Below are 11,862 nucleotides of genomic sequence, written 5' to 3'. Positions count from 1 at the left end.
GGGGAGGCCTCGGAGGCTTCGGCTCCGCCGGCGCAGCCGGCTCCGGCGCAGGCTCCGCCGGCCGCAGCGGGGCCGGCGTCGGCACTTCGAGCGGTTTGGGCGGCCCCGGCGGCTCCGGCGGCCCCGGCAGCGCGGTGGCCTCGGTTGTCACAGTCCCAGCACCACCTTGGCGGCCACGGCGATCTGGAAGAGGATCTGGCTCCAGTCCTTGATGATCTGGCGCGACTTGACGTCGATCTTCGGCAGCACCAGGATCTCGTCGCCCATGCGCATCGGCAAGGCGCCACCCCTCCTGCCCGTGATCTGCGAGAAGGTGCCGTCCCGGTGCGCGACCACGACGCGCGCCTGCTCGGCGTTCTGCGTATAACCACCCGCGCTCTGGATGTAGGCCTCCACGTCCAGCGCCGGCTGGAAGGCGATCGTATTGGGAAACAGCACCTCGCCGCTCACCAGCACCAGGCCGTCGAGCGTCGGAACCCGAATGACGTCACCGTTTTCCAGCAACAGCGCATCGCGCGTCGCCGCGGCTCCGATCACCACTTGGCCGTTGGGCTCGATGGTCTTGGCCCGCTCCACCCACTGCAGCAGCAGTTCGGCTTCTTCCTTGCGCAGACGTGCCTCGTCGCTGGTGCCGGAACGCGCGGTCAGCGCCGCGGCCTCCAGCGTCTTGAGCGAGGCGGCCAGCAGCATTTTCTGGCGGTCCTTCACGCTGGTGCGGAACAGCTGGATGCTGTCCCGGTCGGAGCGCTCGGAAAACTGCAGCTGCGACAGGAGCGTGCCCATCCGCACGCCGTACGGAAGCACGTACTCTTGAGGGCTGAGGTGCTCCCCTTCCACACGCACGGTGATCGTGCCCGGCTTCTTGTCCGCGGTGAATTCGAGTTCGTCACCGTCGCGCAGCAGCATGGACCCCGCCTCCGCCAGCTGGAAGTACTCCACGTTCTTGACGGAACCGGTATTGCGCACCACGCGCACGTGGGTCGCGGAGGGCAGCGGCTTGGCAATCGACGCGAGGTCGGCAACGGTCCTCTCGTTCCCGCTGAACTCGAAGCGCTTGGTGGTCTCGGCCAGCCCGCGGACCAGCACGGTCTGCTGGCGCGGCTGGACAAAGATCACGTCGCCATCGGCCAGCTGGATCAGCGGCATCACCCCGCGCAGCAGGAAGTCGTACAGGTTGACGGTCGCGCGGATCGTGGCGCCCCGCTTGACCTGCACCGCCAGGAAGGAACCACGATCCACGTCGATGCCGCCCGCCTGGTCCAGGAAATGCAGCATGCTGTCCATGCTGGTGCCGCTGTACAGGCCCGGCCGCACCACGTTGCCGCCGACGAAGATGCGCACCGGCTGCGCGGCCGCCAGGCTGGCGTAGGCGTTCACGTTCGAGCGGAACACGCGGCCGACGGCCACGGCCACCAGTTGCTGCAGGTCCTGGTTGCGCACGCCCATGACCCGGATCGGCCCGACGTTCGGGATGAAGATGTTCCCCTGGGGATCTACGGTCAGGGTCGCATCGAAATTGTAGGCACCCCACAACCGCACCTGCACCTGGTCACCGATCGCAACCACGTAATCCGGATTGAACCGCGTCGCCCCCTCGCGCGCGAAAGTGCCGGTGAACAGGTTCGCGCCAAAGACGTCGGTGCGCACCAGCAGGCCGGGATCCACCACTGGAGGAAGCACCGGCTTCGCCAGGGTCTGCGTCGACGCGGCCGGACCCGAGGTGCCAGGCGACGGGAACAATGCAGTGCCCGCCCCCGGCGCGGGCGTGGTCAGCGCGCGGAACACCGGGTAATCCGACTGGCTGGCCGGAGGCGCCTGGGAAGGAGTGGTGGTGGTGGTCGTCTGGGTCGTCGAGGACTGCGCATTCGCCGTCCACGCGGAGAGCAACAGGAGCACGCCCACGAAGAGCTGCCAGAATTTTTGACTCGTCATGACTTAATCCTTGTGGTCCCGAACGATCGCCACCAGCAGATTGCCCACGCCGGCCAGCAGCAGCACCAGCAACATCAGCAGCGCCGTGTTGTAGATGCGGCGCGGCTCCACTGCGTATTCGGGTTTCGTGGGGGTCTGGATCACCGAGACTTGCTTGACGGTGCGGGTGGCCTCGACCCGCCCGGATTCCAGCGCCGTCAGCGACGTCTTGTACATGTCCTGCACGAACGTGGCTTCCATCTCGAGCCGCTGGAATTCCTCGACCGTCCGGTTCAAGCCCCTGCCGCTCGGCGCGGTGAGCTTCGCCCTTTCCATGTCGGCCTGCCGGTTCAGCGCGTCGATCTGCTGGTCGAGCTGGACGATGTTGGGATGGTTGGCGACCAGGTAGGACTGCAGCGCGCGCCGCTGGGTCTCCAGCTCCGAGCGCTGGGCCTCCAGCCGCGCCACGACGCCGGAGATCGACGTCGCCGTTTCCTGCGGGGACACGAGCCCCTTGCGGTTCTGGTACTCCAGCAGCGCCTGCCGCGCGCGCATCGCGCGCTGGCTCACGTTGGTCACCTGCTGCTCGAGGAACGTCACCTGGCGCTGCGCCAGCTCCTGCGCGATCCGGTTCATGAAGCGCTCGCCTTCGCTGACCAGGCCCTGGGCGATGGCATGGGCCTTGGCGGCGTCGTAGGCCTGCGCCTTGATCACGACGACGCCGGTGAATTCGTCCATCTCGACGCTGACGCGGGACAGGTAATACTGGTGGAAGCGCTCCTGCGCGCCGCTGGCGAACCAGAAGCGCGAAAAGGGGTCGCGGCTGCCGTCGCTGAAATGCTTCCGCAGGCCCAGTTCCTGGTCGAGCTTCTTGCTCATGTCCATCGACAGCAGGAAATCCCGCAGCAGCAGCTGGTCCGACTTGTTGGGTGCGGTCCCACCGAGCAACGACGACATGTCGAAGGTCGGCGTGCCCGCCAGCTCGCTTTTCTGCACGATCACGTGCGCCTCCGACACGAAACGGTCGGATGCGAAGAACAGCCAGTAGGGTGACCCGATCGCGATGACCAGCAGCCCCGCGGCGAAGATCGGGCGGCGCAGGATGGCCTTCCACGCTCTCTTGAGGAAAGGCTCCCTGATCGGTACTTTTACCGCCCGCCCCTTGGGCTCGACGGCTTGCCGCGGCCGTTCGGCCTCTGGCGCAGTCACTGTGTCCATGTCCCGCCTTGAATCATTTCTTGTCTTGTGGGCTGGAGTCGATGCCGCCGCCGGACGTTCGTCCGGCGACCGGATGCCCAGCAGCGCCTCCAGCGATTCAGCTGAAGACCTCGGCCTCCCGCAAACCCCTTGCCGCCGCATCCTTGGCGGAGAGTGACGGCGCCGTGATCCCACCGGCTGCCAGCGGCCACTCCACCCCGATGGCGGGGTCGTTCCAGGCGATGCAGCGTTCGTGCTCCGGCGCGTAGTATTCCGTGGTCTTGTAAAGAAAGTCCGCGGAGTCGCTCAGGACGACGAAGCCGTGGGCAAAGCCCGCCGGCACCCACAGCTGGTGCTGGTTCTGCTCCGACAGTTCCGTGCCCACCCAGCGCCCGAAATGGGGCGAGGAGCGGCGCACGTCCACCGCGACGTCGAACACGGCGCCGCGCACCACCCGCACCAGCTTGCCCTGGGGCTGCTTCAACTGGTAATGCAGCCCGCGCAGCACGCCGCGCGCGGAGCGCGAATGATTGTCCTGCACGAACTGCACGTCCAGGCCGGTCGCCTGCTGGAAGGCGCGCTGGTTGAAGCTTTCCAGGAAGAAACCGCGGGCGTCGCCGAACACCTTCGGCTCCAGCAGCATGACTTCGGGGATGGCAAGGCGGGTCGCCTTCATCGCGCGCTCCGCGGCTCGCGCAGGATGCGCGCGAGGTACTTGCCGTAGTTGTTCTTCTTCAGCGGTTCGGCCAGGCGCTCGAGTTGCGCATCGTCGATGAAGCCGGCGCGCCAGGCGAGCTCCTCCGGGCAGGCGATCTTCAGGCCCTGCCGGTGCTCCAGCGTCGCGATGAACTGGCCGGCCTCCAGCAGGCTCTCGTGCGTGCCGGTGTCGAGCCAGGCGTAACCCCGCTGCATGATCTGCACCGACAACTGGCCGCGGTCCAGGTAAGCCTGGTTCACCGCGGTGATTTCCAGCTCGCCACGGGCGCTGGGCTTCACCGACTTGGCGATGTCCACGACGTCGGCGTCGTAGAAATACAGGCCCGTGACGGCATAGTTGCTCTTGGGCTGCGCCGGCTTTTCCTCGATGCTGATGGCCCGGCCCTGGGTATCGAAGTCGACCACGCCATAGCGCTCCGGATCCTGCACGTGGTACGCGAAGACGGACGCGCCCGTTGCCTTGGCGTCCGCGTCGCCCAGCAGCGCGCCGAGGTCGTGCCCATAGAAGATGTTGTCGCCCAGCACCAGCGCGCTGGGGGAATTGCCGACGAAGCGCTCGCCGATGATGAAGGCCTGCGCCAGGCCGTCCGGGCTGGGCTGCACCTCGTACTGCAGGTTCAGGCCCCACTGGCTGCCGTCGCCCAGCAGCTGGCGAAAGCGCGGCGTGTCCTCCGGCGTGCTGATCACCAGGATGTCGCGGATGCCCGCCAGCATCAACGTGCTGAGCGGGTAATAGATCATCGGCTTGTCGTACACCGGCAGCAACTGCTTGCTCACGGCCAGGGTGGCGGGGTGCAGCCGGGTGCCGGCTCCTCCCGCAAGGATGATGCCTTTGCGTCGGGTCATAGGGGTCAGAGGGTTTCTTCCAGCATGCGCGCCACACCCTGCTCCCAGGGCGGGAGCGTCAGGTCGAAGGCGGCCCGGAAGCGCGCCGTGCTCAACCGCGAATTATGCGGTCGCCGGGCCGGCGTGGGAAAAGCGCTGGTCGGGACCGCTTCGACCTGGTCGGGCCCTGCCTTGAGGATCTGCCCGCGCTGCTGCGCTTTCGCCAGGACGAAGCGGGCATAGCCGTTCCACGTGGTTTCGCCCGCCGCCGCGACATGGTAGATGCCGGCCTTGTCCGGCTGCGCCAGCAGGCCGGGCAGGGCTTGGGCCGTGAGGTCCGCCAGCAGGTCGGCTCCCGTCGGGGCGCCGACCTGGTCGTCGATGACGGTCAGGCGGTCCCGCTCGCGGGCCAGCCGCAACATGGTCTTGGCGAAGTTGCCGCCACGCGCGCCGTAGACCCAGCTGGTTCGCAGCACCAGGTGCAGCGGCTGTGCGGCGGCAATGGCCTGTTCGCCTTGCAGCTTGGTCCGGCCGTACACCGACAGCGGACCGGTGGCGTCGTCCTCGCGCCAGGGGCGCGTGCCGCTGCCGTCGAAAACGTAGTCGGTGGAGTAATGCACGATCGCCGCGCCGACGGCTCGCGCCGCCTCTGCGATGGCGCCCGGTGCCAGTGCATTGACCGTTTGGGCGAGCTGCGGCTCGCTTTCGGCCTTGTCGACCGCGGTGTACGCAGCCGCGATCACCACCGCATCCGGCCGCACCGTGCGAACCGTGCGCGCCACGGCCGCCGGATCGCGGAAGTCACCGGCCAGGCCACCTTCGTCCGGGCCGGAGCCGAGCGCCACCAGCTCGCCCAGCGGGGCGAGGCTGCGTTGCAGCTCCCAGCCAACCTGGCCGTTGCGGCCGAACAGCAGTATCTTCACGAAGCCTCTCAGGCCGCCTGCGCGTACTGGGTCGCGATCCACTCGCGATACGCGCCGCTTTGCACGCGCTGCACCCAATCGCCGTGGGCCAGGTACCACTGCACCGTCTTGCGGATTCCCGTGTCGAAGGTTTCCTGCGGCTTCCAGCCGAGTTCGCGCTCGATCTTGCGGGCGTCGATGGCGTACCGGCGGTCGTGCCCCGGCCGGTCCTTCACATAGGTGATCTGCCCGGCGTAGCTGGCGCCGTCGGCGCGCGGCTGGAGCTGGTCGAGCAGGCCGCAGATGGTCTGGACGATCTCGATGTTCGGCTTTTCGTTCCAGCCGCCCACGTTGTAGACCTCGCCCACCCGGCCTGCCTGGAGCACCCGGCGAATCGCGCTGCAATGGTCGCCCACGTAGAGCCAGTCGCGGATCTGCTGGCCGTCACCGTACACCGGCAGCGGCTTGCCGGCCAGGGCGTTGACGATCATCAGCGGGATCAGCTTCTCGGGAAAGTGATAGGGCCCGTAATTGTTCGAGCAGTTGGTGGTGAGGACCGGCAACCCGTAGGTGTGGTGATAGGCCCGCACCAGGTGGTCGCTGGCCGCCTTGCTGGCGGAGTAGGGGCTGTTCGGTTCGTACTTGTTCTGTTCGGTGAACGCCGGGTCCGCTGCGGACAGCGAACCGTAGACTTCGTCGGTCGAGACGTGCAGGAAACGAAAGTCCTGCTTCGCCGCGCCCTCCAGGCCGCTCCAGTACGCGCGCACTTCCTCCAGCAGCCGGAAGGTGCCGACCACGTTGGTCTCGATGAAGGTGCCCGGAGCGTGGATCGACCGGTCCACGTGCGATTCGGCGGCAAAGTTCACCACGGCGCGCGGCTGGTGGCGCGCCAGCAGCTCGCCCACCAGCTTCTGGTCGCCGATGTCGCCCTGGACGAAGACGTGCCGCGCATCGCCTTGCAGCGATCGCAGGTTTTCCAGGTTGCCCGCGTAGGTCAGCTTGTCGAGGTTGAGGACCGGTCCGCCGCCCGCGGCAATCCAGTCCAGGACGAAGTTGGAGCCGATGAAGCCCGCTCCGCCGCTCACGAGAATCATAGAAGCCTCTCTGAAGGGTGCGCCAAGGCGTCACCGCCACCCCGGATTATGTCATCCGTGTGTAAGCACCCCCTCCTACCGGGCCATCGGCCTGCCAGCCGAGCCGTGGAGCGGGAAAGTCCTGATGCACCGCGGTTGGGCAGGCCGGTACATTACGCCCACTCGCAGTGCGCCCAGGCGGCGCACGATGACGAGGGCTCGAGGAGACAAACCCCCCAAGAATACGAGCAGATGACGGTGGCCCTCATGTGAGGGCCACACCCTCCAAGGCGCCGCTCTGCGGCGCTTTTTCTTTGGCCACGCCGCGCCGGGAGGCATCCCTGGCGAATGCCACAATGGCCGCAATGGAGTTGCTGCTGGTGACGCTGGCCTCGGCGCTGGCCGGGTTCGTGGATGCGATCGTGGGAGGCGGCGGGCTCATCCTGGTGCCCGCCCTCTTCGCGGTGTTCCCCACCACCCATCCGGCCACCCTCCTGGGCGTCAACAAGAGTGCCTCCCTCTGGGGCACGGCCATCGCGGCCACCAGCTACGCCCGCCGCGTGGACCTGCCCTGGGCCAGCCTGCTGCCGGCCGCGGGCGCGGGCTTCCTCGGCGGCTTCGCTGGCGCCTGGGCCGTCACGGTGGTCTCGCCGGTTTTCCTGCGCAAGCTCCTGCCCCTGGTGCTGCTGGGCGTGCTGCTCTACACGCTGGCCCGCAAGGACCTGGGGCGCGACCATGCGCCGGCGCTGCAGGGCCGCATGCAGACCCTCGCGGCCTGCATCATCGGCGCGCTGCTCGGGTTCTACGACGGCTTCTTCGGTCCGGGGACCGGCAGCTTCTTCGTCTTCCTGTTCGTGCGGGTGCTGGGGTTCGACTTCCTGCATGCGTCCGCCTCGGCCAAGCTGGTCAACACGGCCACCAACCTGGCCGCCCTCATCCTGTTCGCGCTGAAGGGCCACGTCTGGTGGCATTACGCAGCGGCCCTGGCGGTGTCCAACATCGCGGGCAGCCTGCTGGGCACCCACCTGGCGCTCAAGCACGGCGCATCCTTCGTGCGGGTGGTGTTCATCTTCGTGGTCAGTGCCCTCATCCTGAAGACGGGCTACGACGCCTTCCTGCGCTAGCGTCCGCGGCAGATAATGGGCCGATGGACGACATCGTTCGCCAGGCCATGGCCAAGTGGCCCAACGTCCCGCACTGCTACGGCTGGCTGGGGCTGGACGACCGCGGCAACTGGTACATGCGCGATGACCGGGTGCAGGCGGCCGGGCCCTTCCCCGTGGCCAAGGGCTCGCTGCTGCGCCACGAAAAGCTCATCGACTTCATCCAGCGCAACTACGGCCGCGACGACGCCGGCCAGTGGTACTTCCAGAACGGGCCGCAGCGGGTGTACGTGGAGCTGCAGGCCACGCCGTGGATCTGGCGCGTGGCAGCCGACGGCTCCATCGCCAGCCACACCGGCCAGGCGGTGCGGATGCAGCGCTGCTTCGTCGATGAAGCCGGGCGCGTCTACCTCGAGGCCGACCTGGGCTTCGGGCTGGTCCACACGCAGGACATGCTGCAGGCATCGGACGCCGTCGAATCGGGGCGCTGGACGCCGACGGAGGTACGGGCGGCCGACCTTCCGGGGCGTTTCGGCTACGTCACCAGTCCCGCCGCCCTGGCGGCGGCCTGACGAAAAAAAGCCGGCCCATGGCCGGCTTTCCCTTGCGCACCGCAGTGCTTACTTGACCGTGCCGACCATGTAGTCGACCGCGGCCTTGATGTCCGCATCCGGGGCGGGGCTGCCCCCCTTGGGCGGCATGGCGCCCTTGCCCTTGAGGGCGGAGGCGTGCAGCGCAGGCAGGCCTTGCGCCAGGCGCGGCGCCCAGGCGGCCTTGTCGCCGATCTTGGGAGCGCCGGCAACGCCGGCGCCGTGGCAGACGAAGCAGGCCTGCTTGTAGACCGCTTCACCGTTGCCGGCCGCAGCAACGGCCGGTCCGGCGGCGGCGGGTGCGGCAGCGGCAACCGCAACCGGAGCCGCCGCGGGTGCGGCAGCAGCGACGGGCGCGGCCATGGGGGCTGCCGGCGCCGCGGCGGTCGCGCCCGGGGCAGCGGCGGCGGTCGTCGCCGGCGCGGCCGGCGCAGCGGGCTCCGCGAACTTCGCCCCGGCGCTGTTGGCCATATAGGCTACCGCGCGCGCGACTTCCACGTCGTTGAAGTCACCGCCGGCCTGTGGCGGCATCGCGCCCTTGCCCTTCAACGCGGACTGGACGAGCGCGTCGAAGCCGGTCTTCAGGCGGTTGGCCCACGACGCCGCGTCGCCCAGCTTGGGAGCGCCGGCCACGCCAGCCGTGTGGCAAGCCGTGCACTGCGCCTTGAAGACTGCTTCGCCGTTGGCCAGCGGCCGGTTGGCATCGCGAATCTCGACCGAGCCGACCTTGCGGATGCGCTCGGCCACGCCGCGCTCGAGATCCTGCGCGGTGACCCCTCCGAGCACGTACTTGTCGATGGTGCCGCCACCGGCAGGCTTGTTCTCGGCGGCAACGTATGCGACCAGCGCAATGATCGCGAAAACCGGGACCAGGAAGGAGAACAGCACCGCGATCAGCAGCTGCTTGGGGGTCTTGATCGGGCCGGTGTGGGCTTCTTCGAGCGAGTCGCTCATGGTGTCCTCAGCGTATTCGGTGTTTTCGGGAACAACCGGCGATTATAGTCAGCGCCCCTGGCCGACCCGCCCCGCACACCTCACCCTGGCCCGCCTCAGGTTGCCTTGCCGGAAGGCAGCAACCGGTCGTACTCCTTCTTGACGACCGCGTAGCACTCGCACGTCCGCTCCTCGAGACCCGCGCGGTCCAGGACGGTGATGTGGCCGCGCGAGTAGCGGATCAGCCCTGCCGCCTGCAGCTTCAGCGCGGCGTCCGTCACGCCTTCCCGGCGCACCCCCAGCATGTTGGCTATCAATTCCTGCGTCATGCGCAGCTGGTTTCCCTCCAGGCGGTCCAGGCTGAGAAGCAGCCAGCGGCAAAGCTGCTGGTCCAGGGAGTGGTGGCGGTTGCACACCGCGGTCTGCGCCATCTGCGTGATGAGCGCTTGCGTGTACCGCAGCAAAAGGTGCAGCACCGGCCCCGCGCGATCGAACTCCTTCTTCATGACATCGGCGGCCAACCGGAAGCCGCGGCCGGCGCTTTGCACGACTGCCCGGCTGGGCGTCGTTTCGCCACCCATGAAAAGCGACACCCCGACCAGCCCTTCGTTGCCCACCACCGCGATCTCGGCCGATGCGCCGTCCTCCATCACGTACAGCAGCGAGACGATGGAATCGATGGGGAAATAGACGTGCGCCAGCGAGAGGCCGGACTCGTACAGGACGCGTCCCAGAGGCAAGTCCACTTCTTCGAGCATGGGCGCCCAGCGCTGGTACTCCGCCGCGGGAAGGGAAGCCAGCAAATGGTTGCGACGAGGGTCGAGTGAGGAAGACATGGGACCCCGGAAGTGCCGTCCAGTATAGGTGCGCTTTCGCACTCTGTCCGTTTCCGCACACAACCATCGCGCGTCAGCGTTGCCCTGCGGACGGCCCTTCCTCCATTTGTGTGCCAGCGCACGGACAAGCCCGGATTGCTCCGGCATGCTGGCGCGTCGAAGACTTTCATGACGCTCACCGCCCTGTTCCCCATGCTGCGACACTGCCCGATGGCGGAGGAGTTCCCGTGCGCGATTTCCTGATCAACAACCGGGACGAGCTGATCGTCCGGTGCCAGCACAAGGTCGCGCAACGTGCGGCCCGTTCGGCCACCCCGCTCCAATTGGAGCACGGCATCCCGCTGTTCCTCGACCAGCTGATCCGCACGCTGCGAGCGGAGAACAGCGCACGCCCGGACGACAGCCTGAGAATCTCCGGGGCGGCGGGAGGCGACGCGAAGCTGCTATCGGAAATCGGCGTCACCGCCACTGCCCATGGCGAGGAGTTGCTTCGGCTCGGGTTCACGGTGGACCAGGTCGTTCATGACTACGGCGATCTGTGCCAGGCCGTCACCGACCTTGCGTTCGAGCGCGATGCGGCGTTCCATGTCGAGGACTTCCGCACGCTGAACCGGTGCCTTGACAATGCCATCGCCGATGCGGTGACCGAGTTCAGCCGGCTGCGGGAGACGGCAGTGATCGGCCAGGAACTTGCCGCGTCGAACGAGCGGCTCGGGTTCCTCGTCCACGAGCTGCGGAACGCGATCGGCACGGCGACCCTCGCGGTGGGCGCCCTCGAGCTGAGCAACCTCCCGCTGAACAGCGCCACCGGCGCCGTCCTGAAGCGCAGCCTGGCGGCGGTGACGTCCCTGGTGCAACATGCGTTCGACACCGTGCGCGGCAACCTGGTCGTGGAACGACCGGTTTTCGGCCTTGCCGGGTTCATCGAGGACGCCAAGCATGCGGCGAAGCTCGATGCGCGGATCGCACGCTGCGAGTTCGCGGTGGACGATGTCGACCCTTCGCTCGGGATCCGCGGGGACCGGCTCCTGCTGCAGGGCGCCTTGGCCAACCTGGTCCAGAACGCCTTCAAGTTCACGCACGAGGGCACCGTGGTCACGCTGAAGGCCTTCGCGGCCGGCCCTCACATCCGCATCGAAGTCGCCGACCATTGCGGCGGGCTGCCCAAGGGGAGCGCGGAGGAGATGTTCACGCCCTTCCGCCAGCGCAGCGCCGACCGATCGGGCCTGGGCCTCGGCTTGTCCATCGCAAGACAGAACATCGAGGCGGAATCAGGAACGCTGAGCGTGCAGGACCTTGCCGGCATCGGCTGCGTGTTTTCGATCCGCCTGCCGCGGCACGCGTTCGGGGATACCGTCAGCCAGTGAGGTTCTCGCGCCCTGGCAAGTCGCCGAGATGCGCCAGCACGCTCTGGATGCCCTCGCCGGACCGGCGTCCTGCCGCGGCACTTTCGTCGCGAAGCGTGGCGTTCTCCCGCTCCGCCACTTTCAGCAGGTCGGTCACGACCTCAAGTTCCTTCACCGCGTCCTGCAGTTGCCCTTCCACCTGCAGGTTCTGCACGAGCGCTGCTTCCACGGTTTCCTTGGTGGGCTCGCTGTCGACCACCGCGTCCGCAAGCGCCTCATTGGCGTCGTGCAGGTTTTCCTTGGCCTGCTGGACGTCCCCGTGGACGGCCACCGCCTTGTCGTGCGCGACAGAGACCGATTGGCGGGGGTGTTTTGCGGACATCGCTCGATAGTAGTACATCGCTTCGCAGGGTCAATGTCCATTTTGCA

12 protein-coding genes are annotated in these 11,862 nt (G+C 67.7%); 3 read left to right on the top strand and 9 right to left on the bottom strand.

What is annotated here, in order from left to right; translation table 11 throughout:
• Positions 1 to 147: 147 nt before the first annotated feature.
• The 6 genes from WG902_RS20800 to rfbB all read right to left on the bottom strand — a co-directional run bounded on the left by WG902_RS20800 (position 148) and on the right by rfbB (position 6,646).
• Positions 148 to 1,932: a polysaccharide biosynthesis/export family protein gene (locus WG902_RS20800; RefSeq protein WP_340062118.1), complete on the bottom strand. Its 1,785-nt coding sequence runs from the start codon at positions 1,930 to 1,932 to the stop codon at positions 148 to 150.
• 3 nt (positions 1,933 to 1,935) lie between these two features.
• Positions 1,936 to 3,129 (bottom strand): chain-length determining protein, encoded by a 1,194-nt coding sequence (locus tag WG902_RS20795; protein ID WP_340062117.1) that lies wholly within the window; start codon positions 3,127 to 3,129, stop codon positions 1,936 to 1,938.
• A gap of 97 nt (positions 3,130 to 3,226) precedes the next feature.
• Positions 3,227 to 3,784 (bottom strand): dTDP-4-dehydrorhamnose 3,5-epimerase, encoded by a 558-nt coding sequence (gene rfbC, locus WG902_RS20790; protein WP_340062116.1) that lies wholly within the window; start codon positions 3,782 to 3,784, stop codon positions 3,227 to 3,229.
• On the bottom strand, positions 3,781 to 4,671 hold the full coding sequence (gene rfbA, locus WG902_RS20785; RefSeq protein WP_340062115.1) for a glucose-1-phosphate thymidylyltransferase RfbA: 891 nt from the start codon (positions 4,669 to 4,671) through the stop codon (positions 3,781 to 3,783). The genes rfbC and rfbA overlap by 4 nt, the downstream gene beginning before the upstream one ends.
• 5 nt (positions 4,672 to 4,676) lie before the next feature.
• The gene (gene rfbD / locus WG902_RS20780) at positions 4,677 to 5,573 is read right to left on the bottom strand and encodes a dTDP-4-dehydrorhamnose reductase (protein ID WP_340062114.1); all 897 of its coding nucleotides are present in this window, start codon (positions 5,571 to 5,573) and stop codon (positions 4,677 to 4,679) included.
• An 8-nt stretch (positions 5,574 to 5,581) separates the two neighbouring features.
• On the bottom strand, positions 5,582 to 6,646 hold the full coding sequence (gene rfbB, locus WG902_RS20775) for a dTDP-glucose 4,6-dehydratase (protein ID WP_340062113.1): 1,065 nt from the start codon (positions 6,644 to 6,646) through the stop codon (positions 5,582 to 5,584).
• Between the two features lie 344 nt (positions 6,647 to 6,990).
• Here rfbB and WG902_RS20770 point away from each other — a divergent pair, with 344 nt between their 5' ends.
• Together WG902_RS20770 and WG902_RS20765 are read left to right on the top strand one after the other, a co-directional pair.
• Positions 6,991 to 7,749, top strand: a complete 759-nt coding sequence (locus WG902_RS20770) for a sulfite exporter TauE/SafE family protein (RefSeq protein WP_340062112.1) — start codon at positions 6,991 to 6,993, stop codon at positions 7,747 to 7,749.
• A gap of 23 nt (positions 7,750 to 7,772) precedes the next feature.
• Positions 7,773 to 8,300 (top strand): DUF2946 family protein, encoded by a 528-nt coding sequence (locus WG902_RS20765; protein WP_340062111.1) that lies wholly within the window; start codon positions 7,773 to 7,775, stop codon positions 8,298 to 8,300.
• A 48-nt stretch (positions 8,301 to 8,348) separates the two neighbouring features.
• On the opposite strand, the gene WG902_RS20760 is transcribed toward WG902_RS20765, so the two are convergent.
• Positions 8,349 to 9,272, bottom strand: a complete 924-nt coding sequence (locus tag WG902_RS20760; RefSeq protein ID WP_340062110.1) for a c-type cytochrome — start codon at positions 9,270 to 9,272, stop codon at positions 8,349 to 8,351.
• A 95-nt stretch (positions 9,273 to 9,367) separates the two neighbouring features.
• A complete protein-coding gene (locus WG902_RS20755; protein WP_340062109.1) occupies positions 9,368 to 10,087 on the bottom strand; it encodes a Crp/Fnr family transcriptional regulator in 720 nt (239 codons plus the stop codon).
• A 227-nt stretch (positions 10,088 to 10,314) separates the two neighbouring features.
• Here WG902_RS20755 and WG902_RS20750 point away from each other — a divergent pair, with 227 nt between their 5' ends.
• On the top strand, positions 10,315 to 11,454 hold the full coding sequence (locus WG902_RS20750; protein WP_340062108.1) for a sensor histidine kinase: 1,140 nt from the start codon (positions 10,315 to 10,317) through the stop codon (positions 11,452 to 11,454).
• Here WG902_RS20750 and WG902_RS20745 read toward each other — a convergent pair.
• Complete coding sequence (locus WG902_RS20745; RefSeq protein WP_340062107.1) at positions 11,444 to 11,815, bottom strand: hypothetical protein; 372 nt, start codon at positions 11,813 to 11,815, stop codon at positions 11,444 to 11,446. The genes WG902_RS20750 and WG902_RS20745 overlap by 11 nt on opposite strands.
• Between the last annotated feature and the right edge of the window lie 47 nt (positions 11,816 to 11,862).

This window comes from Ramlibacter sp. PS3R-8 (genome assembly GCF_037572435.1).
Taxonomy (GTDB): Bacteria; Pseudomonadota; Gammaproteobacteria; order Burkholderiales; family Burkholderiaceae_C; genus Ramlibacter.
This window is presented reverse-complemented; position numbering and strand designations above follow the sequence as displayed.